Origin of the sequence: Cryobacterium sp. 10C3 (assembly GCF_034314285.1) — a bacterium.
GTDB lineage: Bacteria > Actinomycetota > Actinomycetes > Actinomycetales > Microbacteriaceae > Cryobacterium > Cryobacterium glucosi.
In genome coordinates this window covers 3,232,529-3,256,035 of the sequence record NZ_JAVIWF010000002.1, presented here as the reverse complement: position 1 = coordinate 3,256,035, position 23,507 = coordinate 3,232,529, and the positions used below count along the sequence as shown (strand labels likewise).

Sequence of the window (23,507 nt, the reverse complement as noted above, 5' to 3'; positions counted from 1 at the left end):
CTCGGTCGAACAGGCCTGCTCCCCTACGGTGTTTCACGTGAAACATCACGCACGCACACGCGTCAGGTGAGCCGATTCACTCGCGGAGTGCTTGGTACGAAATGACGCAATTGGCGCGCTTCATCACCGGGGCGCCTGGTCGACGCGACGTTCTGCGCATGTTTCACGTGAAACGGTGTCACGAGACGCGAACCCCAGGTATGTTTCACGTGAAACATAGCGTTAGACTCAAGCCATTCTCTATGTAACCGGTGTCTCAAGGGGCCACCGCCGTGCAGGGTGAATCACCAGCGTGCCTGTGGGGTGTGCAGAATGCAGCGCATGTTTCACGTGAAACGTGCTCTTGCGCGGATTTTCTGCCTCCCGTCATTTCTGGCGCGAGTGTTTCACGTGAAACGTTGTCAGGAAAGACGAGTGGGAACGCCGGTTCTGCGTGATCTCAGGTCTTCAGAAGGCATCCTAAGCCGATTCCGGCGCTCCGGGAATGTCCGATTCGCGCCCCAAAGGGGCTGATTTTCGGGAGAAATGGACGATCTTGTCGGATCGAAGTCAGTCGACGGTCGCGACCGCGGCTCGCGCGAGTGACTCGTAGACGTCGCCGAGCGTCGCACCCGACGCTTCGATGGACTGGGGGACCAGGGAGGTTTCCGTGAGCCCGGGGAGCACGTTGGCTTCGAGGAACCAGACAACGCCTTCTTCGTCGACGATCAGGTCGATCCGGGAGATGTGCCGGAGTCCGAGCAGCGTGTGAATATCGACAGCCGTCTGGGCGACGAGAGTGGCGATGTCCGCGGTGATGCGCGCTGGTGCGTAGAAGAGGGTCTCGCCGGCGTTGTAGCGGGCCTCGAAGCTGTAGACGCCGTTGACGGGCACGATCTCGACGGCGGGGAGGGCGACCGGACCGAGTCCGGAGTCGATGACAGTGACGGCGAGTTCGGTGCCGCGTACCTTTTCTTCGACGAGGGCCACCGAGTTGTAGGTGTAGGCCTCGACCATGGCCCGCGGAAGCTCGGCCGCGGTCTCGACGATGGTGACACCCTGCGCGGATCCACCCTGGGATGGCTTCACGACAAGGGGAGTGGGAAGTGCCGTCAGGAGATGCTCGAGAACGCTCGCCGCTCCGAGGTCCCGGAAGGTCTCTTTGGAGAGGGCAATCCAGTTCGGTGTCGCGAACCCGGCGCGTCGGACGAGTTCCTTGGCCGTGGGCTTCGTCCAGGCGAGGCTCGCCGGACCTCCGCGGGAGCCGACGTGGGGGATACCCGTCGTCTCCAGGAGCGAGAGGAGCGCGCCGTCTTCCCCGGTGGCTCCGTGCACGACCGGGAAGATGACATCGGGGGCCCGGGTGGTGAGGTCGAGCAGGAGTCCCGCCTGCGGGTCGAGGAGGGTGACCTTGTGGCCGAGGCCGGTGAGCGCGTCCGCGACCCGACGCCCCGAACGGAGCGAGATATCGCGCTCATGCGAGATTCCGCCGGCGAGAACGATGATCGCGAGGGGAGAAATATCAGTCATGATCAGGGATTCCTTGCTAATCGCTTGGGGGTGGTTCGTGGGCTAGGAGATGTCGGTCGGCAGCGGGTTGAAGCGACCGGGTGTGCGGAGCGGATCGAGCGAGCCGGTTCCGGCGAACGTTTCGAGAAGGTCGAGCTCATCGCGGACGACGGTCGCGAGGCGACGGACGCCGACCCGGATCTCGGCAGGGGTGGGATAGCAGAACGACAGGCGGATGTTCTGCTGGCCGTCGCCGTCGGCGAAGAAAGCGGTTCCCGGCGTGTACGCGACGAGCTCCTTGACGGCGCGCGGGAGCATCGCCTTGGAATTGAGCAGCTGCGGCAGGGTGACCCAGACATAGAATCCGCCATTGGGATTCGTCCAGGTGAGTTCGGGCAGGTACTCGTCCAGTGCATTCAGCAGGGCGTCCTTGCGCTCGTGGTACACGCCTCGGAAGGTGTTGATCTGGCCCTTCCAATCGGCAGTGGCCAGGTACTCCGAGATCACGAGTTGGCTGAACGAGCTCGGCGACAGAACGGCGGCCTCGTTCGCGAGCACCAGTTTTTCCCTGATCGCGTGGGGTGCGAGGGCCCAACCCACCCGGAAACCCGGAGCGAGGGTCTTGGAGAAGGTGCCGAGGTAGACGACGCCGTCCTGTTCGAGGGAGCGCATCGCATCCGGTGCCGGCTTATCGAAGTAGAGCAGGCCGTACGGGTTGTCTTCGAGGACGAGGATGTTGTTGGCGCGGCAGATCTCGAGAATTTCGATACGCCGTTCCCAGCTCAGCGTGACCCCGGCCGGGTTGTGGAAGTTCGGGATCGTGTACAGGAACTTGATGGTCTTGCCTGCAACACGGAGCTGCTGGATGTGCTCACGCAGGGCTTCAGGGATGAGACCGTGTTCGTCCATGGGAACATGGTCGACCTCGGCCTGGTACGACTTGAAGATGACCATGGCCGTCACGTAACTCGGTCCCTCGGAGATCACAACGTCACCGGGATCGAGGAAGAGTTTGCTGACGAGTTCGAGAGCGTGCTGCGAGCCGGTGGTCACGACGACATCGTCGGCATGGGCGCGGATGCCTTCGAGGGCCATGACCTCGAGGATCTGTTCGCGGAGAGCGGGCACTCCCTGGCCGGAGCCGTATTGCAGGGCGACGGGACCCTGCTCACGCATGACCCGCTCCATGGCGTCGACCACGAGGTCCGGGGGCAGCGCTGCCACGAACGGCATTCCCCCGGCCAGTGAGACGACCTCGGGGCGGGAGGCGACGGCGAAGAGGGCCCGCACCTCGGAGGCCCGCAGCCCGGCGGCTCGCTCGGCGTAGTGGTGGTACCACGGGTCGAGGTTGTTACCGGCCTGGGAAGAGCCCTGTGCAGTCACGTCACATCCGTTCTGGTGAGGGTTCAATCGTAGGCCCACCCGGATACGACGAAGCCCGCCCGGCGGTGCCGGGCGGGCTTCGTTCATCTCTACGTCCGGTGTTTCACGTGAAACCGACCGAAGCGGGGAGAGGACCTCTAGGCCAGGTATGCGGCCAGGTCGGAAACGAGGACGACCTTCGGCTTGGCGCCGATGACGGTCTTGACGACCTCGCCCTTCTGGAACACCTTCATGGCCGGGATCGACGTGATCTGGTATTTCGCGGCGAGGGCGGGGAAGTCGTCGACGTTGAGCTTGACGATGTCGAGCTTGTCGGCGTGCTCTGCGGCGATCTGGTCCAGGATGGGGCTGACGGCGCGGCAGGGGCCACACCATTCCGCCCAGAAGTCCACGAGGACGGTCTTCTCGTTGTTGATGACTTCCTGGTCGAAAGTCGCGTCGGTAACGGCGCGTGCGGACATGTGTGCTCCTTAGTTGGTGGCTGTTGCGAATGCGGAGTCGCCGGCGCTGGCCAGCAGTTCCGCGGGGAGGGAAGCGAGGTAGTGCTCCGCGTCGAGCGCAGCCACGGTGCCGGAGGCGGCCGCGGTCACGGCCTGGCGGTAGTGCGGGTCGATGACGTCGCCGGCGGCGAAGACGCCCGCCTGGCTGGTCAGGGAGGATCGTCCAGCGACGGCGATCGTGCCGTCCGTCGTGAGATCGAGCTGCTTGTGGACGAGGTGGGTGCGCGGGTCATTGCCGATGGCGACGAAGACCCCTCCGACGGGAAGGATGCTTTCGGCGCCGGAAACCGTGTCGCGCAGAACCAGGCCGTCGACGGCATCCGTGCCCGTGATGCCGGCGACCGTCGAGTTCCAGACGAACTCGATCTTCGGGTTGGCGAAGGCGCGATCCTGCATGATCTTGGAGGCGCGCAGGGTGTCCTTGCGGTGCACAACGTAGACCTTGCTCGCGAACCGGGTGAGGAAGGTGGCTTCCTCCATGGCGGAGTCGCCGCCGCCGACCACGGCAATCTCCTTCTCTTTGAAGAAGAAGCCGTCGCAGGTCGCACACCAGGAGACGCCGCGCCCCGAGAGGCGCTCTTCGTCTTCGAGACCGAGCTTGCGGTAGGCGGAACCGGTCGCGAAGATCACGGTCAGGGCCTCGTGGGTCTCGCCGGAACCGAGCGTGACGGTCTTGACCGCGCCGGTGAGGTCGAGTTCGGTGACGTCGTCGTAGACGACCTCGGTGCCGAAGCGTTCGGCCTGCTCCTGCATCTTCTGCATGAGGTCGGGGCCCTGGACACCCTCGGGGAAGCCGGGGAAGTTCTCGACCTCGGTCGTGTTCATCAGCTCGCCGCCGGCCTCGACCGAGCTCGCGATGAGGAGCGGTTTGAGGTTGGCGCGCGCGGCGTAAATGGCGGCCGTGAATCCGGCAGGGCCGGAGCCGATGATGATGATCTGACGCACGCGTAGACTCCTTCGCAGTGGGGGCAGGGCAGGTGTGGCTGCCTCGCTGCCGGGTACAACACATCCTAATCGGATGCTATTCCGCGCCTCCCAGCCGGGGGCCTGCGTTCACGGCCGGTTGCCAGTGTGCCCGGCCCGGGGACCACCTTGCTGGTGGCGTGCCGGACTAGTTCGTGCCGCGCGGGCGGAACCGGTTGATCCAGCGGCACCAGGAAGACCTGAGTTCATCGCTGCGCATGAGCAGCAGCATTCCGAAGTAGGCGAGGGACATCACGCCGCCGATGATGAGCATCGACAGGATGGCCTCGAGCCGTCCGGAGACGGCGAAGCCGCCCTCGTGAGTGCCGCCGAGGAGCAGGAGGATTCCGAGGCCGATGATGAGGGGAAGAATCGCGGCGACCAGGTACCGGACGAGGCTCCGCAGGATACGACGGCCGTCGAGACCGCCCAGACGACGCCGCAACAAGTGGCCGGCCAGGATCGTTTGCAGGATTCCGGAGACCGTCACGACGAGTGCGATGCCGACGGCGATCCAGGCCGGGGGCAGCAGCGAGCACGCGAGCACTCCGGTCACGACGAGGATGACCTGGAACAGGGTGAAGAAGAACGGGGTGCGGGTGTCGCCGAGCGCATAGAACGTGCGTTGCAGGACGAAGAGCACGCAGAAGGCGACGAGGCCGAGAATGTAGGCGATGATGACGTTCCCGGTGCCCTGCACCTGCTCGAACTTCCCCTGGGTGAAAACCGCCGCGAACGGGTAGGCGCAGACCAGGATGACCGTCGACGCGAGCACGATCAGGAGTGACGTGCCTCGTATAGCCGACGAGGCATCCGTTCTGAGCTTCGCAACGTCACCGCGGGAGGCATGCTCGCTCATGCCGGTGAAGTAGGCGGTGGCCACGGAAACGGTGATGACCGAGTGCGGGAGCATGAAGATGAGCCAGGCTGTTGCGAGCACGGCGACGGACGCCTTGCCCGTGGCCTGGGTGACGACCTGGGTTTCGACGATCCCGGCGGCCGTGCTGAGCAGGAGCATGCCGAAGGTCCAGCTCGCGGTCTTGCCGGCGGCGCCGAGCCCGACCCCGCGGAAGTGGAAGTCGGGGCGGAAGTGGAGTCCGATCCGACGCCAGAAATAGAAGAGCACGACGGCCTGCGCGACGACGCCGAGCGTGGCGGTGCCGCCCAGCAGTGCGACCATGCCCGGGGTGAAGTCGCTCGCCGTGCGATCACCGTTGGGGTCGGCCCCGGCCACGAGGGCGAAGACGACGATTCCGGCCAGGGCAACCACGTTGTTGAGAACCGGAACCCAGGTGAACGGTCCGAACGACTTTCTCGCATTGAGCACTTCCCCCAGAACCGTGTACAGGCCGTAGAAGAAGATCTGCGGCATGCACCAATAAGCGAAGGCGATGGCGAGGTCCAACTGCGCTGGAGGCAGGTGCAGGCCGATGAAGGGCGTGATGACCGGGACCAGGAGTGTTGCGGCGAGCGTGGTGACCGCGAGGATGCTGAGCGCCAGGGTCAGCAGCTTGTTGATGTACGCGGTGCCGCCGTCGACGTGGAGTCCGGCCCTGACGATCTGGGGGACGAGGACCGCGGTGAGGACTCCGCCTGCGACGATCGTGTAGACGGTGTTCGGGAGCTGATTGGCGAGCGCGAACGCGTCGGCGCTCGTGCCGTACAGGCCGATCACGCCGGCGAGGACGATGACCTTCACGAATCCCAGGATGCGGGAGACGATCGTGCCCGAGGCGAGGAAGGCGCTCGCGCGCCCGATGCTAGCCACGCGGCACGACCGGGGGATCGACGGGGGCTCCACAGGGGCATCTGTCGCCTGCGCGACCGCAGTACGTTCCCGGCGGCGGCGCTGCACGTTTCTCCAGATCCCGAATCCGAAGAAGAGCACGAGCAGGGCGGCGAAGATGAGCGAACCGAGGCCCTCCCAGTCCGCACGCACGTTGATCGGAATCTGACTGGGCTGGCCGACGACGGAACCGTCCGGGGAGAAGAGGGTGATCCGCAGCGTGACCGCACCATTCCCGACAGCGGCCGTCACGGGGACCTTGACGGTCCTGGCCGAGGACGCCTCGATCGTCGCCTCGATGACATCGCCGCCGACGATGAGTCGGCCGTTGGACGGGACGACCTGGACTTTCACCGTCACGGACTGCCCGAGGGCGTTGTCGAGGGTGATCGGGATGTCGACCTGACTGCCGACGACGTTGATCGGACCCTTCGTGGACACGCTGATCGAGGAGAGCAGTACAGAGGAGTCCGCGAGGCTCGAGTCGACGGCCTCGCTCCAGGCACCCGTATCCTGCGCCCAGCTCGTCGACAGCAGCGCGAGCGTCGTCAGTCGCTGGGTGGCGGTGATGGCGAGCGGTTTGGAGAGTGCCGTCGAGAACGCCGTCACCTCACCTTCACGGTGCAGCAGAGTGCGCGCCGTGAGGATGCGGGCATCGGACACCGCCTGGGACTGGAAGCTCACGTCCGTGGCCGGCGACGCCGCACGTGCGGCGGCCACGGTCGCCGGTGCACGCCAGGCCAGGCCCGAAAGGGCCGCGAGGGTTTCGCTCAACCGGACTCCACCCGGCACGGTGTCACGGTCGAACGTGGCGAGGAGTGTGCGCACGGTCGCGGGACGTTCGGCGGAGACCACCGCGATCTGGGAGCTCAGCTCGGCCATCGCCACCTGCCAGTCGCTATCCGTCGTCGCGGTGGCCGCCGTCCGGAGCGCTGCAGAGATGGGTTCGTCGGTGACCAGGGCGTTTCCATGCCCACCGGCCAGGACCACGTTCGCGTTGGGGGTCTCGGTGAGGTCAGACTGCGCGGTGTTTGCCCCGCCGAGGATGAGGCTCGAGAGGCCGCCCGCCGTGAAGACATCGAGGTCGGCGGCCGAGACCGTGCCCGTCAGCGGCCAGCCGATGTCCGTTGCCGTGTAATTCCAGGCCAGGAGTTGCTCGCTCGTGGGGACTGTGCCCGGAGTGATCACGGGTGCTGAGGTCGGGGGTGGAGTCGGAGTCGCGGTGTCGGTCGTCGTGTCGGTCGTCGTGTCGGTCAGGCCGGCAGGGGCGCTGCCGGTTGCCGTCGGAGTCGGGGTCGGAGTTGATGTTGATGGTGTCGGTGCCGGTGTCGGGGAGGTGAAATCCGAGGCGTTGATCGACTGGTCGAATGAGAGGGGAACCAGGAGGGTGCCGGCAGCGGCCTGGGCCTGAAGGGTGAGGTCGGCATCCGCATAGCCGAGCGGGAATATATCGTTCTTCGCCTGACCGAGGCGACCGAGCCAGGCCACGGCACTCGCCGGTGCCGTGTTGCCGAGGATACGGATCGACGCGATGATCATCGGATCGATCGCAATCGTCACGTCGCGGTTGATCAGGCCGTCGAGCTGCCGGCTCAGCCTGCCGCCCGGCGCGGTGTAGGTTTCGAGTGATTTCGCCGGGATGAGACCCTCGGTCTGCTCCGGCACCGTGATCGGCATCACGACAGCGAGGGCCACCGGGGTGACGACCTCGTTGGAATACCAGACGAAGGTGCCCCGCCCCTGGGCGAGGACGGACCCGTCCTCGGTGATCGTGGCCGAGATGCCGCGGGCGCCCCACGCGTTGCCCGAGGTGAGGCCGACGTCCGCGGAGGGCACCGAGATGGCGACGGTCGCCGTTCCCGCTGGCGGGATGGCGGCCGGAAGTGCCGAACGCAGCATCAGGTCGCCGGGCTTGCCCGTCTTGGTGGGATGCAGCCAGGCGGTGAGTGCGCTGCGACTGGTCAGTGCCCGTTCGGCGAGGTAGAGCTCGATCGTGCCGGGGGTGATGGTTTCGGCGCTGCCGTTGGTGATCCTTACGGTGACCGCGAGGTCCTGTCCTGACCGCAGGGGCGCCAGCGAGACGGGGGCGACCGTCACCGTGACCTGGTCCGTCGTCGCAGCATCCGCTGTTGGCGTTGGCGTTGGCGTTGGCGTTGGCGTTGGCGTCGGAGTCGCCGTCGCGGCGGCGGCCGCGCTGGTGGGCGCGCCGGGAATGAAGCCGGACGAAGCCAGGGGAAGCAGTCCGGCGAGGATGCCGATCAGGAGGGCGGAGACGGGGACCCTGAGGTGCGACCAGCGGCCGCTCGCCGCCGTCGGGTGCGCGGGCCGACGCGCAGTACTTGACTCGGCCACCATATAGGGGATTCTACGGCGTGCGCCCTGAGTAACCGGTCTGCGGCTGCCGCGCCGGCGACCAGGAACTAACATGGGGGGCATGCAGAGCGTCGCGACAGCCCTCACGCGGCTGGGCGACCTGGCTGCCACTCCTTCCGTATCCCGCCTGGCCCTGGCCTTCGAGGCTGCGGGCCACGAGCTTGCCCTCGTCGGCGGTCCGGTGCGCGACGCGTTCCTGGGCCGGACCCTGCACGACCTCGATTTCACGACGGATGCGACCCCGGAGCAGATCCTCGAGATCGTCACCCCGATCTCCGAGGCGCAGTGGGATATCGGCCGGGCCTTCGGGACCATCGGGGCGAAGGTCGCCGGCGAGACCGTGGAGATCACCACCTACCGGGCGGACAGCTACGACGGGGTGACCAGGAAGCCGGAGGTCGTATTCGGGCTGAGCCTGGAGGACGACCTTCTCCGCCGGGACTTCACGGTCAACGCGATGGCGTTGCGCCTTCCCGGGCTGACCCTGGTCGACCCGGCGAACGGCATCGGCGACCTCATGGCCGGGGTCCTGCGGACGCCGATCTCGCCGGAGATTTCCTTCGGCGACGACCCGCTGCGGATGATGCGTGCCGCCAGGTTCACCGCCCAACTCGGTTTCACCCTCGACCTCGACACCGCGATCGCGATGGACGCGATGGCGTCGAGCATCCGCAATATCTCGGCGGAACGGGTCTGCGAAGAGCTCTGCAAGCTGCTCCTCTCGGACAACCCGCACGGCGGCCTCGAGCTGCTGGTTGACTCCGGCCTGCTCGACATCGTCCTGCCGGAGATTCCGGCGCTGCGCCTCGAGGTCGACGAGCACCACCACCACAAGGACGTCTACCAGCACACCCTCACCGTGCTCGACCAGGCGATCGGCTACGAGAAGTCCCGGGAGAGCTTCCCGGGCGGACCGGACCTGATCGTGCGGCTCGCCGCCCTGTTCCACGACATCGGGAAGCCGGCGACCCGGAAGCTCGAGCCAGGCGGAATCGTGAGTTTCTACCACCACGATGTGGTGGGCGCCAAGCTCGCGAAGAAGCGCCTGCGTGCGCTGCGCTTCGACAACGACACGATCGCGGCCGTCTCCCGGCTGATCGAGCTCCACCTGCGCTTCTTCGGGTACACCGAGGGAGCCTGGACGGATTCGGCCGTGCGCCGCTATGTGCGCGACGCCGGCGACCAGCTCGAACGACTGCACATCCTCACCAGGGCCGACGTGACCACCCGCAACCGGCGCAAGGCCGACCGGCTGGGCTTCGCATACGACGACCTCGAGCAGCGCATTCGCGAACTCGCCGAGCAGGAGGAGATGGCCGCAGTGCGGCCAGACCTCGACGGAGAGCAGATCATGGCGATCCTCGGCGTGAAACCGGGCAGGGAGGTCGGCGAGGCCTACCGTTTCCTCCTCGAACAGCGCCTCGACGACGGCCCCCTCGGTGTCGAGGAGGCAACGCGCCGCCTTCAGGCGTGGTGGGCGGGCCACGGCCAGTAGCCACTCCTCAACAGGGGCGGATGTGCGCACTTCTCCACAAGCGCTGCTTCCGGCTGCACGGTCCACGCGCGTCCCGGCATGCTCGGACTGATGTGAACACAGACGGCGTGGAGGGCGCCGCGGCGCTGTGGTGGCTTTTGGCCGCCTCATCGAGTAGTCTGGGCAGGTTGTCTGCGCGCCGGATTCCCGGCCTCCGCCTTCAGCACATGCACAACCCTCCTGTTGCAGAGATTCTGCAGCCGTTTAGTCCGAAGGAGGTGGGTTAGTCATGCATCAGTACGAGTTGATGGTTATCCTCGATCCCGAGATCGATGAGCGCACCGTAGCTCCCAGCCTTGACAAGTTCCTCAACGTTGTTCGCAACGATGGTGGAACGATTGACAAGGTTGACGTTTGGGGTCGCCGCCGTCTCGCTTACGAGATCAACAAGAAGTCCGAAGGCATCTACGCCGTCGTCGACTTCACCGCGAACGCTTCTGCCACGGCCGAGCTCGACCGCCAGCTGAAGCTGTCGGAAGCCGTCATGCGCACCAAGGTTCTCCGCGCAGAAGAAGGCATCGCCCAGGTTGCCGTCGCGAGCAAGCTCGCCGCCGAGAAGGCAGCCCGCAAGGCAGCCAACCCGAAGGTCATTGCCGCGAAGGCCGAAGCCGCAGCCGCCCCGACCGCCAAGGTCGCCGCGTCTGTCAAGCCCGCATCGGCTCCCGCCGCAGCAGCCGTCAAGGCCGCAGCCCCGGCAGCTCCTGCAGCCCCGGCAGCAGTCGCCACCCCGGCAGCAGTCGCCAAGCCCGCAGCGGTCGCCACACCGGCACCCGCAGCAGCCGTCGACACCGCCGACAAGGCAAGCGACAAGTAGCCCATGGCCGGCGAGACCGTAATCACCGTGGTGGGCAACCTGACCAGCGATCCGGAACTGCGTTACACGCAGGGCGGGCTGGCGGTTGCCAACTTCACCATCGCATCCACTCCGCGCAATTTCGATCGCGCAGCCAACGAGTGGAAAGATGGCGACGCATTGTTCCTGCGCGCGAGCGTTTGGCGTGAATTCGCCGAGCACGTCGCCGGTTCACTGACCAAGGGTTCTCGTGTCGTCGCTACTGGGCGGCTCAAGCAGCGTTCCTATGAAACGAAGGAAGGCGAGAAGCGCACAAGCTTCGAGCTCGAAATCGACGATATCGGTCCTTCGCTCAAGTACGCCACTGCTTCGCTCACTCGCGCTGCATCGTCCTCCTCCCCGCGCGGCGGTAACTCCGCAGCGGCCGGGAACGACGAGCCCTGGGCAGCCACTCCTCCCGCCGCCGTGAACACCGGTGGCGACGTGTGGAACACCCCGGGCAACTTCAGCGACGAGACACCCTTCTAGCCGATCGCGGCGCTCCGGCGCCGTCAGGCTGAAACGCACTTCTTAAGAAAGTAAGGAAATCATGGCTGGAAAGTCGAGCGGCGACCGCCGCAAGCCGCTCCGCGGAGCTAAGGGTGGCAAGAACGCCGCTCCCGCGAAGTCGATCCGGGTTGGTGTCATCGATTACAAAGATGTCCCCACCCTGCGCAAGTTCATCTCCGAGCGTGGAAAGATCCGCGCCCGTCGTATCACCGGTGTCTCCGTCCAGGAACAGCGCCTCATCGCCCGTGCCGTCAAGAACGCCCGCGAAATGGCGTTGTTGCCCTACGCCGGCTCAGGCAGGTAGGTAGCCAAATGTCGAAAATCATTCTGACGCACGAGGTCTCCGGCCTCGGTGCACCCGGCGACATCGTCGAGGTCAAGAACGGGTTCGCCCGTAACTACCTCTTCCCGCAGGGCTGGGCCGTTTCCTGGACCCGCGGAGGCGAGAAGCAGATCGAACAGATCAAGGCTGCTCGTGTCGCCCGTGAGCACGCCACGCTCGAAGAGGCCCAGGCCCTGAAGGCAACCATCGAGAACACCAAGGTCCGTCTGGTCGTCAAGGCCGGAACTGGCGGACGCCTCTTCGGCTCCGTCAAGACCACGGATGTTGCCGAAGCCGTCGCCGCTGCAGGCCTCGGTGCCATCGACAAGCGCAAGATCGAGCTCAGCCCGATCAAGTCCGTCGGCGAGCACCAGGCAACGGTTCGTCTTCGCGACGAACTGAGCGCCACCATCACCCTCGTGGTGGTTGCTGCCAAGTAAGCAGTCACACTGCCGGCCTAGCGGCGGACTCCCACCGGAGTCCGCCGCTAGGCTCGTTTAAGGCTCCAACCACCCCTTTCGAGGGTGATTTCAGTTGATGAATCCCCACATTTGTACACAGGATTTCTTCTGGGCACCAACGTTCAAGGTGTACTTGAACCAGCTTTTTACCCACAGCTGTGAATAGAATTTATGCCTGATCAAAGTGCATTAAATTTTCAAAGAAGAATAGTTGTCCACAGCCGAGTCCACAGGTTGTGCACAAGCCTCGCGGCGTTTCGCCCTCATTCTGCACAGTGTTATCCACAGGGTGGTTTGTTTCCAGCGGAAACCGGTCCGTATGGTGGGCACGCGGCCGGATTTCGAGGTGTGCCGGAATCGTCCGATGGTGTCGGCGGTCCCTGATAGAACATCACCACGGACAGAGGAGGCACGGTTGTCGATCGCACACCTGGGTCTGGCGGACAAACGCGGTACCGATCTGCGCAACGGCACAGAGACCCGGCACACCGAACGAACGCTCCCCCACGATCTCCTGGCCGAACAGAGCGCGCTCGGCGGCATGATGCTCAGCAAGGACGCCGTCGCAGACGTCGTCGAGACCGTTCGCGCCGCGGACTTCTACATCCCGAAGCACGAGCTGATCTTCGATGCGATCCTGTCGCTCTATGCGCAGGGTGAGCCGACGGACGTCATCGCCGTCACCGACGAACTCACCAAACTCGGCGAACTCTCCCGAGCCGGCGGCGCAGACTACCTGCACACGCTCACGAGCCTCGTCCCGACCGCCGCCAACGCGGGCTTCTACTCCTCCATCGTCGCCGAGCGGGCCCTGCTGCGCCGCCTCGTCGAGGCCGGGACCCGCATCGCCCAGATGGGGTACTCGGGCGAAGGCGAGGTGCTCGACCTCGTCAACAACGCCCAGGCCGAGATCTACGCCGTCACCGGCAGCACAGAGACCGAAGACTACGTGCCGCTCACCGACGCCGTGACGGCGGCAATCGACGAGATTGAAGCCGCCAAAGGCAAAGACGGCCAGATGACCGGCGTGCCGACCGGCTTCGCGGACATGGACGAGCTCACCAACGGTTTCCACCCCGGCCAGCTCATCATCGTCGCGGCACGTCCTGCCCTCGGAAAGTCGACGCTCGCGCTCGACTTCGCGCGCTCGGCCTCGATCAAGCACGACATGCCGAGCATCTTCTTCTCCCTCGAAATGGGCCGCAGCGAAATCGCGATGCGCCTGCTCTCTGCCGAGGCATCCGTGCCCCTGCAGAGCATGCGCAAGGGCACGGTCGACGCGCGCGACTGGACAACCATCGCGGCCACCCGCGGACGCATCAACGACGCCCCGCTCTACATCGACGACAGCCCCAACATGACCCTCGTCGAGATCAGGGCCAAGTGCCGCAGGCTCAAGCAGCGCGTCGGACTCAAAATGGTCATCATCGACTACCTGCAGCTGATGACATCGGGCAAGAAGGTCGAGTCCCGACAGCAGGAGGTCAGCGAGTTCTCCCGGGCTCTCAAGCTCATGGCCAAGGAACTGCAGGTGCCCGTGATCGCCCTCTCCCAGCTCAACCGTGGACCGGAACAGCGTGCGGACAAGATGCCGGCCATCTCCGACCTCCGGGAGTCCGGTTCGCTCGAGCAGGACGCCGACATGGTCATCCTGCTGCACCGCGAGAGCGCATATGAAAAGGACAACCCCCGCGCCGGCGAAGCCGACCTGATCGTCGCCAAGCACCGCAACGGTCCGACGCGAACCGTCACCGTCGCCTTCCACGGCCACTATTCGCGCTTCGCCGATCTCGCGCCCGGTTCGTAGATTCCGCGTTAAAACGACCCCCTCTTCCCCGGTACGCTAGCGGGAGGGCGGTAAAACCGCGCAAGCTTTCGGGTTGTCCGGATTTGCTCGTGGCTGGCCGCCGCGAAGGAGATACCCGCGTGAAGGTTGGCATTGGGCGAGAGCGCATCGAGGGAGAGCGGCGTGTCGCCGCGACACCGGAGACTGTGCAGCAACTACGGGGCCTCGGTGTCGATGTCCTGATCGAGGCCGGCGCCGGCATCGCTGCAGGATTCTCCGATCGCTCATACACGGATGCCGGTGCCACCGTCGTCCCCGAGCTCGCGCTCGATGACCTCGACGTCTACTGCCACGTGCGACCGCTCACCCCCTCGCTCGCCGCCAGGCTCCACTCCGGCCTCGTCACGGTCGGACTCGCGGCCCCCGCAAACGAACTCCCGACCGTCACGGCCCTGGCCGCGGCCGGCGTCACCGCCTTCGCCCTCGAACTCGTGCCGCGCATCAGCCGCGCCCAGTCGATGGACGCCCTGACCTCGCAGGCCCTCGTCGCCGGCTACCGGGTCGTCCTCGAGGCGGCCATCCGCTTCCCGCGGTTCTTCCCGATGTACATGACTGCCGCGGGCACCATCCCGCCCGCGCGCGTCCTCGTCCTCGGCGCCGGCGTCGCGGGCCTGCAGGCGATCGCGACGGCCAAGCGCCTCGGCGCGCGCGTCTCCGCGTACGACGTGCGCCCGGCATCCGCCAACGAGGTCACCTCGATGGGCGGAACCTTCGTGACGCTCGACCTGGATGCCGTCGAGGGCGCGGGCGGGTACGCCCGCGAGCTCAGCGAAGACCGCGCCGTCCGCCAGCGCGAGCTCCTCGCCCCCCACGTCGCCGCGGCGGATGTCCTCATCACCACGGCCGCGATCCCCGGCCGCCCTGCACCCCTGCTCGTGACGCACGACATGGTCACCGGCATGCGGCCCGGCTCCGTCATCGTCGACCTCGCCGCCGAAACCGGCGGAAACGTCGAAGGCGTCGTCGCCGGCGTCGACACCCTCGTTCCGGTCGCGAGCGGGGACGGAACCGTCACCCTCGTCGGGATGAAGGACGCGGCATCCACGATGCCCGCTGACGCCTCACGCCTGTACGCCAAGAACGTCGCGAACCTGCTCGCTCTCATGACGAGCGAGGGCACGGTCGCCCCCGATTTCACCGACGAGGTCATCGCCGGCGCATGCCTCACCCACTCGGGCGAAGTGACGCACGAACCGACCAAGGCCGCCCTCGCGGCCCAGGCCGCGCTGCAAGGAGAAGACTGATGGATCCGATCACCCTGTTGACCGTGGTGGTGCTGGCGGTGTTCGTCGGCTTTGAAGTGGTCTCGAAGGTCTCGAGCACCCTGCACACCCCGCTGATGAGCGGCGCGAACGCCATTCACGGCATCATCCTGATCGGCGCGATCACCGTCGCCGGCCAGACGAGCACTATCTGGCTGCTGGTCGTGGCCCTGCTCGCCGTGCTCCTCGCGACAGCGAACCTCGTCGGCGGCTTCGTCGTCACCGACCGGATGCTCAAAATGTTCGCCCCCCGCAAACCGGCCGGCACCGACGCGAAGGACACCGCCAAATGAGCCTGCTCAGCCCCGAATGGACCGGGCTCCTCTACCTGGTCTCCGCCGTCTGCTTCATCCTCGCCCTCCGCGGGCTGTCCTCGCCCAAGACCGCACGGCGCGGCAACCTGATCGGCGCCGCCGGAGCGCTCCTCGCCGTCATCACCGTGTTCTTCTCGGTCCGGATGGACAACATCCCCGCCATCATCGTGGCCATCGCCGTCGGCTCGGCCATCGCCGCCCCGATCTCCCGCCGCGTGCAGATGACGCAGATGCCCCAGCTCGTCGCCCTCTTCAACGGCGTCGGCGGCGGCGCAGCCGCCCTGGTGGCCATGCTCGAACTCGGTGAAAGCGCCAATGGCTGGACCAGGGTCGCCGTCGTCTTCACGATGCTCGTCGGCGCGGTGTCCTTCGCCGGCTCCGCCGTCACTGTCGGCAAGCTCCAGGGCCTGATCAGCTCCCGCCCGCTCGTGTTCCCCGGGCTGGCCTGGGTCATGGGCGGCATCGTCCTCCTGGCGCTCGTCACCGGCGGCTTCGTCGTCGGCACCGGTGCCGCCGGCTGGGCGGTCGTACTGCTCGTTCTCGGCCTCGTCGTCGGCGCCCTGCTCGTGCTGCCGGTCGGCGGCGCGGACGTGCCCATCGTCATCTCCCTGCTGAACGCATTCACCGGGCTCGCCGTCGCGGCCTCCGGCATCGTGATCGGCAACCTCCTGCTCGTCGTCGCCGGCACCCTCGTCGGTGCAAGCGGCACGATCCTCACCCGCGCGATGGCCGCCGCAATGGGCCGCGGAGTCAGCGGCATCATGTTCGGCGCCTTCAAGGGCGGCTCGACCGCGGGCTCGACCACGCAGAGCGACCGTCCTGTCCGGTCCTCCAGCCCCGAAGACGTCGCTGTGCTGCTCAACTACGCCCAGCGGGTCGTCATCGTTCCCGGCTACGGCCTTGCCGTCGCCCAGGGCCAGCACACGATCGCCGAACTCGCAACGACCCTGCAGGCCAGGGGCGTCGAGGTCGTCTTCGCGATCCACCCGGTTGCAGGGCGGATGCCGGGGCACATGAACGTACTGCTGGCCGAGGCAGAACGTTCCGTACGAGTCGCTCAAGGAAATGGCCGAGGTCAACCCCGAGTTCAAGAACACCGACGTCGCCCTCGTCGTCGGCGCGAACGACGTGGTCAACCCCGCGGCCAAGACCTCGCCCGGCTCGCCGATCTACGGGATGCCGATTCTCGACGTCGGCGACGCCCGCCAGGTCGTCTTCCTCAAGCGCTCGATGCGCCCCGGCTTCGCGGGCATCGAGAACGAGCTGCTCTACGACCCGAAGACGACGCTTTTGTTCGGCGACGCCAAGGATTCCCTCACCAAGATCCTCGGCGCGGTCAACACGCTCTAGGCTCTGTCACCGAGCGGATGCTCCGAGCCGGCCCGCGTAGACTTGGCCAGTCTCGCTACCCGACAACGAGCATCCGCTACCGGCAGGAAGCCGCAGGCAGGAAAGGGGTCTTCGCATGGCCGACGCACCCGACAACGCCCGCACGGACCACCGCACCGCGGGGTATTGGACAGTGCCCCTCGTGCGCGCTGCGATCGCCGTCGTCCCGGCCATCCTTATCACCTTCACCGCGAACCACTCCCCGGACTTCGGGCTCGTGGTGTTCGGCGCCTTCGCCTTCGTGAGTGGCGTCGCCGTCGCCGTGCTGAGCCGCCGCACTCTCGCAGACTCCCGTGAACGCAGCGCCTTCCTCGTGCAGGGCGTCGCCGGTGTCGTAGCCGGGGCGCTCGCGCTCGGCTTCCACGGCGGGGGGCTCGGCTTCTTCCTCTACCTCGTCACGGTCTGGGGCATCGTGACCGGCTTCCTGGAACTGTCGAGCGGCATCCGTGCCCGGCGCAGGGACCCTGCAGACCGTGACTGGCTCGTGATGGGCGCGCCGACCGTGCTGTTCGCGATCGTTGTGCTGGTGCTGCCGCCGAACGTCGTCGTCTCCGTCGGCCTGCTCGGCGCCTATCTCGTGATGCTCGCGGTCTACCTCGGCATCGCAGCGTTCTCACTCAAGTGGGCCGTGGCGGCCGGCGCCGCCCAGGTCCCCCTCGACTCGATTCACCCCGCAGCACCCAACGATTCGGACACTCAGTGACCCAGAACACGCCGCGCAAGCCCAGCCGCTCCGAAGTACTGAAGCCGCTCGAACTGGTCGGCCTCGCCGGCGTGATGGCCCTCTTCCTCGGGCTCGTCGTGCTGATGAGCACGAGGGAGCCGCTGCTCGCCCTGGTCGGGTTCGGCATCGCGTTCATCGTCGTGCTCGTCGTGATCGCGATGCTCGTGCTCAACATCAAGCCCAACGACGCCGAAAAGACCGACATCGACGAGCAGGACAAGGGCCAGCAGCCCTAAGCCGGTCAGCCGAGGTAGTCGACGAGACTGTCGGCGAGGCCGACGTATGCCGCGGGAGTCAACGCGAGCAGGCGGGCCCGGGCGTCCTCCCCGATCTCGAGCCCGGAGACGAAGGCGACGAGGTCGGCCTGGTTGATCCGCTTGCCGCGGGTGAGCTCCTTGAGCAGCGCGTACGGGTCTGCGATCGTCGACCGGCCGGCCGAGACCTCCGCCCGGATCACGGTCTGGATGGCCTCGCCGAGGATCTCCCAGTTGACGTTGAGATCGTGAGCGAGCAGGGCCCTGTCGATGTCGATCTCGCCGAGCCCGCGCACGATGTTGTCGAGGGCGAGCAGGGAGTGGCCGAAGCCGACGCCGATGTTGCGCTGGGTCGTCGAATCGGTCAGGTCCCGCTGCATGCGCGAGGTGACCAGGGTCGCGGCGAGCGAGTCGAGGATCGCCGAGGACAGTTCGAGGTTCGCCTCGGCGTTCTCGAAGCGGATCGGGTTGATCTTGTGCGGCATCGTCGATGAGCCGGTCGCGCCGGCCTGAGGGATCTGCCGGAAGTAGCCGAGGGAGATGTAGGTCCACACGTCCGTTGCGAGGTTGTGCAGCACCCGGTTGACGTGGGACACCTTCGAGTACAGCTCGGCCTGCCAGTCGTGCGATTCGATCTGGGTCGTGAGCGGGTTCCAGGTCAGCCCGAGGCCCTCGACGAAGGCGCGGGACACGGCCGGCCAGTCGATCGTGGGATCCGCGGCGACGTGCGCCGCGAATGTTCCGGTCGCACCGCTGAACTTGCCGAGATAGTCGTTGGCCTCGACCTGCGCGGCCAGGCGCTCGAGCCGGTACACGAAGACCGCGATCTCCTTGCCGACGGTCGTCGGCGTTGCCGGCTGGCCGTGGGTGCGGGCGAGCATCGCATCCGCCCGGTATTCGAGGGCGCGCAGCCGGAGCAGTCCGATGGTCGCGCGGAGCTTGGGCAGCCAGACCTCGCGCACGGCGGAGCTCACGGTGAGGGCGTACGCGAGGTTGTTGATGTCCTCGCTCGTCGCGGCGAAGTGGGTGAGCTCGCTGATCCGGTCGAGGCCGAGCGTGGTCAGGCGGCGGCGCACGAGATACTCGACCGCCTTGACGTCGTGGCGGGTGGTGGCCTCGAGAACGGCGAGTTCGTCGATCTCGGCCTGGCCGAAGCCGGTGACGAGGGCGCGCAGCGAGGCCTTGTGTCCGGCGTCGAGCGGAGTAGAACCGAACAGGCTGCGATCGGTGAGGGTGATCAGCCACTCGACCTCGACGTGCACCCGCGCGCGGTTGAGTCCGGCCTCCGACAGGTACTCCCCGAGTTCGGTGACGGCGGCCCGGTAGCGGCCGTCTAGCGGGCTGAGGACCTGGGGGGTAGTGGACTCATCGGACTCCCTGTCGAATTGCGGGCTCTAGTTGCGCGAAGAGCGCGAGGTTTGCCTTCTCAATCATGCCCAATACCGAGTCAAACAACGCATCGTCGGAATAGTACGGGTCCGGCACGTCGTGCAGGGACGCCTGTTCCTGGTCGAAGCTGAGCAGCAGGCGCACCTTGCTCCTGTCCCGGTCGCTCACCGCCCAGTTGCGCAGGATGCGCTCCTGGGTGCGGTCGAGCACGACGACGAGGTCGTAATCGCTGAACCAGACCGGGTCGAACTGGCGGGCGCGATGGTGGCTGCCGTCGTACCCCTGCCGTTTGAGGGCGGCGACCGTGCGGACATCCGCCTGCTCGCCGACGTGCCAGTCGCCGGTGCCCGCAGAGCTCGTGAAGATCAGCCGGCCGAGCCCGGACCGGGTGACCAGGTCGCGCAGGGTGATCTCCGCCATCGGCGAGCGGCAGATGTTGCCGGTGCAGACGAAGATGATCCGAAAGGGCGTCGCCTCGTCGGGGCGGATCGCCGAGAAGGTCATGGCTCCATTGTCCGTCACTTTCGCCTCCTCCACACCTGCTCGGGGGACTTCGCTTTCCCCGGGTTCCCGTCGGCGGGCGCTCCGGAGGGTAGTGGCGCACAGGATCGGTCTGTCGGGGCCCGCCGGGTCGGCCTCGCGGAAGGGCAGGCCGATGCAGTGGTGGCAGTATCCGCCGGAAACCGACCGGTTGACCGAACTGCGGCACCAGCGGATGCTGCTGCGCACCCTGGCCGACGACATCGCCCTCGCGGCGCGCCGGCTTCTCCCCGCCGGCGCCCCGGCAGAGTGGCGCTCCGAGGCGCAGCGCGCCTACCTCGACCGCCGCTGGGAACTCGCCGCGCTCCTGGCCGGGGCGGAGCGGAGCATCGAGGAGACCCTCACGGCGGTGCTCGCGCGGATCGACAGTGTGAAGGCTCAACTCGCGGCCGAGGAGGTGACGGCAGCGGCCGCTGCGACGACGTTGGTGCCGCAGGCACCGGGCGGAGCCCGGGCGACTCCCGGAGGCTGGTCGGAGTGAGGGGGCCGGGGTCCGGCGAGGGACTACTGATCTCCGGCGGTGGTGGAACCCTCGTCGCGACGGACGCCGTTCTCGCCGAGGCGGCCGTGCTCCGGGCGCTCCAGACGGAATCCGAGTCCTGGCGCGCCCGGCTCGCCCGGATCCGGGCGCTCGAGTCCTCGCCGACCCCGGCCGTGCGCTGGACGGACGCCGACCCGGGCCTCGGCATCCTGCGGACCGACACCGTGCTCGCCGACATCAGTGAGCGGAGCAGGGCGCTCGCCGACGCGCTCCTGACGGCCGCGGAAGGATACGGGCGCGTCGAACGGGTGGTCGAGCGGGCGAGCGGCGTCGCGGGAGCGTGGCTCGGCTACCTCGTGGGGCGTGCAGCCCCGCTGATGATCCTCGGTGCGCTGCCGAACCTCGCGGCCTTCGTCCTCGGCGGTCTCGTGAGCCGGGCGCTCTTCGGCGACTCTGTGGCCGGAGGGAGCCTGGCGGAGGTCGCGGCCTGGTTCCAGGCGAACCCGGGACTGTTGAGCGACCCGGCCGTCGTCGCCGCGGTGCGCGTGCTCGTGTCCTCCGCCGACGACGCGGCCGTCGGCGCGCTCGGGTTGCCGTTTCCCGCAGCACTCGAACTGGGCGACGAGGGACTCGGCCTGCTCGGAGTCTCCTCCGTCGCCGTGGCGGCGCTGCTCCTGGTCCGTCCGTTCGGCCTGCTCGTGGAGACGCCGGTGAGCGTGCACCGGGTGACCGAGACCGGGAGCCCGGTGCATCCGGCCGTCCTCGCGGCCCTGCCCCCTGACGGTTTCGGGGAGCTCGCGCGGCGGATCCCCGACGCGAGGGCCGACGGTCCGCAGATCCGGATCGAGCGCTACGCCGGCAACGCTGGCTCCCCGCCGTCCTGGATCGTCTATGTCGGCGGCACCGCGGAGTGGGACCCGACCGGCACAGGGCAGCCGTTCGACCTGACCAGCGATGTCGCCGGCGCTGCGGCGGGCGACGCGGGTTCGGGCCCAGGCAACCTCGGCCCCTCCGGTTCGTATCGCGCCGTCGTCGAGGTGATGCACGCCGCCGGTGTCCAGCCGCAGGACCCGGTGCTCCCGGTCGGGCACTCCCTCGGCGGTCAGATCGCGGTCCAGCTCGCGGAGTCCGGAGAATTCAACACCGTCGGTGTCGCCTCCTTCGGCGGCCCGACGGCAGCGCTCTCCATTCCGGCCGGGGTGGAGGCCGTCACCGTCGAGCACACCGACGACATCGTTCCGGCGTTCGGCGGCATGCCGCCAGGGGGCGACGACCGGGTCCTCGTGCGCAGCAGGGCGTTCGCCGCCGGTGAGGCGCCGGCAGGGCAGGCATTGCCCGCGCATTCCCTCACGAGCTACCAGGCCACCGCCCGCCTGATGGACGGGTCGGCGGAGCCGAACCTGCTGCGCTTCCGGGACACCCTGGCCGGGGTCGGCGCAACCGGACCGGCCGAGGTCACCCGGTGGCACGGCATCCGCGTGACCGGGCCGTGAACCCGGGCGGGCCGTGAACCCGGGCCGTGAACCAGGTGCGGGGGCGGGTTACTGGCGGCCGGTGGCGGGACGCGCGAGCACGCCGAGCAGCCAGCTGATGATGCCGAGAACGAGTGCCCCGAGCACCCCGGTCCAGAAGCCGTCGACATGCAAGCCGAAGCCGAGGCCGTCGGAGATCAGGGCCACGAGCATGAGGAGCAGGCCGTTGACGATGAGCGCGAGGAGGCCGAGGGTCAGAACGTAGAGCGGGAAGGCGATGACACGCACAAAACCGCCGATCACGCCGTTGACGAGACCGAAGATGAGGGCAATGAGGAGATACGTCACGACGATGGCGCCGGTGTCCGGCGCATAGGGTTCGACACTCACTCCCGAGACGAGGAGGGTGGTGAGCCACAGGGCGACGGCATTGAGGATGAGCTTGATCAGGAATCTGGCCATGCGACCACTATGGCACCTGACCGGGCGCTGCGCTTGGGTGGCGCGGCCTGCGGCACGCCCGGTCTCCGCGCGGCTCATGCGGTCGCGCGAATACGCCCCGGCGTAGAATCGCCGAGTGAGCCCCACAGACCAGTCAGCGGTGCGACTGCGCCCCGAAATCATCGCCCTCCCGGCCTACAGGCAGGGAAAGGCGGCAGCCGCGAGTGCCTTCAAGCTCTCGAGCAACGAGAACCCGTTCGGGCCACTGCCCGGTGTGATCGCTGCCGTCGGCGCCGAGACGACGTACAACCGCTATCCGGATGCCTCCGCGTCCGAACTGCGGGAACGCCTCGCCGCACGCTACGGGCTTTCGCCGGACGAGGTGCACGTGGGCAGCGGTTCCGTCGCCCTGCTCTCCCAGCTCATCCTCGCCGCGGCGGGCCCAGGGGACGAAGTCGTCTATTCCTGGCGCTCCTTCGAGGCGTACCCGAGCCTCGTCACCGTCGCAGGCGCGACGAGCGTGCAGGTGCCCAACCGGCCGGATCACGGCCACGACCTCACCGCCATGGCCGCCGCGATCACCGACCGCACCCGCGTGCTCATCGTCTGCAGCCCGAACAACCCGACAGGCACGATCGTGCACGCTGCGGAGTTCGAGGCCTTCATGGCGGTCGTCCCCTCGACGCTGCTCGTCATCCTCGACGAGGCGTACGCCGAGTTCGTGACCGACCCCGACGCCGTCAGGGGCATCTCCCTGCTGGGCCGCTACCCGAACCTCGTCGTGCTCCGCACCTTCTCCAAGGCATACGGCCTCGCCGGGCTCCGGGTCGGCTACGGCCTCGGGCCGGTTGCGATCCTCGACGCTGCCCGTGCGACGGCGATTCCGCTGTCGGTCACGGGGGTCGCCAGTGCTGCCGCGATCGCATCGCTCGATGTCGATGACGAACTCATGGAACGGGTGCGCACCATCGGCATCCGTCGTGACACGATCTGGCGCGCGCTCACCGAGCAGGGCTGGAACACTCCCGCACCCCAGGGCAACTTCATCTGGTTGCCGACGGGCGCGGAAACCGGTGTCGCCGCCGAGGCGCTCGGTGCGGCCGGACTCGTGGTGCGGCCCTTCCCCGAGGGGATCCGGATCTCAATTGGCGAAGAAGAATCTGTGGAAGAACTACTGCGAACCTGCGCGGAACTTGTACAAAATCTACCAATAGGGCATTCGGCCCGGCGGCTAGGTTAGTAC

At 67.2% G+C, this 23,507-nt stretch carries 19 protein-coding genes and 3 pseudogenes; 14 read left to right on the top strand and 8 right to left on the bottom strand.

The genetic code is table 11. The features are described 5' to 3' along the window. Positions 1–549: 549 nt before the first annotated feature. The 5 genes from RGU41_RS16410 to murJ form a co-directional block, all read right to left on the bottom strand. Positions 550–1,509, bottom strand: a complete 960-nt coding sequence (locus RGU41_RS16410) for a D-alanine--D-alanine ligase (protein WP_322136865.1) — start codon at positions 1,507–1,509, stop codon at positions 550–552. Between the two features lie 42 nt (positions 1,510–1,551). After that, the gene (locus tag RGU41_RS16405; protein WP_322136864.1) at positions 1,552–2,871 is read right to left on the bottom strand and encodes a PLP-dependent aminotransferase family protein; all 1,320 of its coding nucleotides are present in this window, start codon (positions 2,869–2,871) and stop codon (positions 1,552–1,554) included. 137 nt (positions 2,872–3,008) lie between these two features. Further along, positions 3,009–3,332: a thioredoxin gene (gene trxA, locus RGU41_RS16400; protein ID WP_134448545.1), complete on the bottom strand. Its 324-nt coding sequence runs from the start codon at positions 3,330–3,332 to the stop codon at positions 3,009–3,011. 9 nt (positions 3,333–3,341) lie between these two features. After that, positions 3,342–4,316 carry a thioredoxin-disulfide reductase gene (gene trxB / locus RGU41_RS16395; protein ID WP_322136863.1) on the bottom strand — a complete coding sequence of 325 codons (975 nt, stop codon included), beginning with the start codon at positions 4,314–4,316 and terminating at the stop codon, positions 3,342–3,344. A 166-nt stretch (positions 4,317–4,482) separates the two neighbouring features. Next, positions 4,483–8,475, bottom strand: coding sequence for a murein biosynthesis integral membrane protein MurJ (gene murJ / locus RGU41_RS16390; RefSeq protein WP_322136862.1), 3,993 nt, complete (start codon positions 8,473–8,475; stop codon positions 4,483–4,485). 79 nt (positions 8,476–8,554) lie between these two features. Between murJ and RGU41_RS16385 the strand changes: the two genes are divergently transcribed. The 11 genes and pseudogenes from RGU41_RS16385 to RGU41_RS16335 all read left to right on the top strand — a co-directional run bounded on the left by RGU41_RS16385 (position 8,555) and on the right by RGU41_RS16335 (position 17,923). Continuing rightward, the gene (locus tag RGU41_RS16385) at positions 8,555–9,988 is read left to right on the top strand and encodes a CCA tRNA nucleotidyltransferase (RefSeq protein WP_134558159.1); all 1,434 of its coding nucleotides are present in this window, start codon (positions 8,555–8,557) and stop codon (positions 9,986–9,988) included. Between the two features lie 268 nt (positions 9,989–10,256). Further along, positions 10,257–10,625, top strand: a pseudogene (gene rpsF / locus RGU41_RS16380) (30S ribosomal protein S6); the annotation flags it as partial. 219 nt (positions 10,626–10,844) lie between these two features. Continuing rightward, positions 10,845–11,348 carry a single-stranded DNA-binding protein gene (locus RGU41_RS16375; protein ID WP_134448535.1) on the top strand — a complete coding sequence of 168 codons (504 nt, stop codon included), beginning with the start codon at positions 10,845–10,847 and terminating at the stop codon, positions 11,346–11,348. A gap of 61 nt (positions 11,349–11,409) precedes the next feature. Continuing rightward, a complete protein-coding gene (rpsR, locus tag RGU41_RS16370; RefSeq protein ID WP_035835236.1) occupies positions 11,410–11,673 on the top strand; it encodes a 30S ribosomal protein S18 in 264 nt (87 codons plus the stop codon). Positions 11,674–11,681: 8 nt separating this feature from the next. Beyond that, positions 11,682–12,131: a 50S ribosomal protein L9 gene (gene rplI / locus RGU41_RS16365; protein ID WP_134448533.1), complete on the top strand. Its 450-nt coding sequence runs from the start codon at positions 11,682–11,684 to the stop codon at positions 12,129–12,131. 436 nt (positions 12,132–12,567) lie between these two features. Continuing rightward, positions 12,568–13,959, top strand: a complete 1,392-nt coding sequence (gene dnaB, locus RGU41_RS16360; protein ID WP_134448531.1) for a replicative DNA helicase — start codon at positions 12,568–12,570, stop codon at positions 13,957–13,959. A 119-nt stretch (positions 13,960–14,078) separates the two neighbouring features. Continuing rightward, positions 14,079–15,242 carry a Re/Si-specific NAD(P)(+) transhydrogenase subunit alpha gene (locus RGU41_RS16355; RefSeq protein ID WP_134558127.1) on the top strand — a complete coding sequence of 388 codons (1,164 nt, stop codon included), beginning with the start codon at positions 14,079–14,081 and terminating at the stop codon, positions 15,240–15,242. After that, a complete protein-coding gene (locus RGU41_RS16350; protein WP_322136861.1) occupies positions 15,242–15,553 on the top strand; it encodes an NAD(P) transhydrogenase subunit alpha in 312 nt (103 codons plus the stop codon). Before RGU41_RS16355 ends, RGU41_RS16350 begins: the two co-directional genes overlap by 1 nt. Continuing rightward, a pseudogene (locus tag RGU41_RS16345) lies at positions 15,550–16,924 on the top strand (NAD(P)(+) transhydrogenase (Re/Si-specific) subunit beta). The gene RGU41_RS16350 and the pseudogene RGU41_RS16345 overlap by 4 nt, the downstream one beginning before the upstream one ends. Positions 16,925–17,039: 115 nt before the next feature. Continuing rightward, positions 17,040–17,666: a hypothetical protein gene (locus tag RGU41_RS16340; RefSeq protein ID WP_322136860.1), complete on the top strand. Its 627-nt coding sequence runs from the start codon at positions 17,040–17,042 to the stop codon at positions 17,664–17,666. Further along, positions 17,663–17,923: a hypothetical protein gene (locus RGU41_RS16335; RefSeq protein ID WP_134448521.1), complete on the top strand. Its 261-nt coding sequence runs from the start codon at positions 17,663–17,665 to the stop codon at positions 17,921–17,923. The genes RGU41_RS16340 and RGU41_RS16335 overlap by 4 nt, the downstream gene beginning before the upstream one ends. Before the next feature lie 5 nt (positions 17,924–17,928). Here RGU41_RS16335 and purB read toward each other — a convergent pair. Both purB and RGU41_RS16325 read right to left on the bottom strand, forming a co-directional pair. Beyond that, a pseudogene (gene purB / locus RGU41_RS16330) lies at positions 17,929–19,296 on the bottom strand (adenylosuccinate lyase); the annotation flags it as partial. A 10-nt stretch (positions 19,297–19,306) separates the two neighbouring features. Then, positions 19,307–19,834, bottom strand: a complete 528-nt coding sequence (locus RGU41_RS16325) for a low molecular weight protein-tyrosine-phosphatase (RefSeq protein ID WP_134558160.1) — start codon at positions 19,832–19,834, stop codon at positions 19,307–19,309. A 151-nt stretch (positions 19,835–19,985) separates the two neighbouring features. On the opposite strand from RGU41_RS16325, the gene RGU41_RS16320 reads away from it, so the two are divergent. Next, the gene (locus tag RGU41_RS16320; protein WP_322136859.1) at positions 19,986–20,351 is read left to right on the top strand and encodes a hypothetical protein; all 366 of its coding nucleotides are present in this window, start codon (positions 19,986–19,988) and stop codon (positions 20,349–20,351) included. After that, the gene (locus tag RGU41_RS16315; RefSeq protein ID WP_322136858.1) at positions 20,348–21,844 is read left to right on the top strand and encodes a hypothetical protein; all 1,497 of its coding nucleotides are present in this window, start codon (positions 20,348–20,350) and stop codon (positions 21,842–21,844) included. The genes RGU41_RS16320 and RGU41_RS16315 overlap by 4 nt, the downstream gene beginning before the upstream one ends. A gap of 48 nt (positions 21,845–21,892) precedes the next feature. Here RGU41_RS16315 and RGU41_RS16310 read toward each other — a convergent pair whose 3' ends face one another. Continuing rightward, positions 21,893–22,285 carry a phage holin family protein gene (locus RGU41_RS16310; RefSeq protein ID WP_134448512.1) on the bottom strand — a complete coding sequence of 131 codons (393 nt, stop codon included), beginning with the start codon at positions 22,283–22,285 and terminating at the stop codon, positions 21,893–21,895. 115 nt (positions 22,286–22,400) lie between these two features. Here RGU41_RS16310 and RGU41_RS16305 point away from each other — a divergent pair, with 115 nt between their 5' ends. Then, complete coding sequence (locus RGU41_RS16305) at positions 22,401–23,504, top strand: histidinol-phosphate transaminase (RefSeq protein WP_322136857.1); 1,104 nt, start codon at positions 22,401–22,403, stop codon at positions 23,502–23,504. The last annotated feature ends 3 nt before the right edge of the window (positions 23,505–23,507 follow it).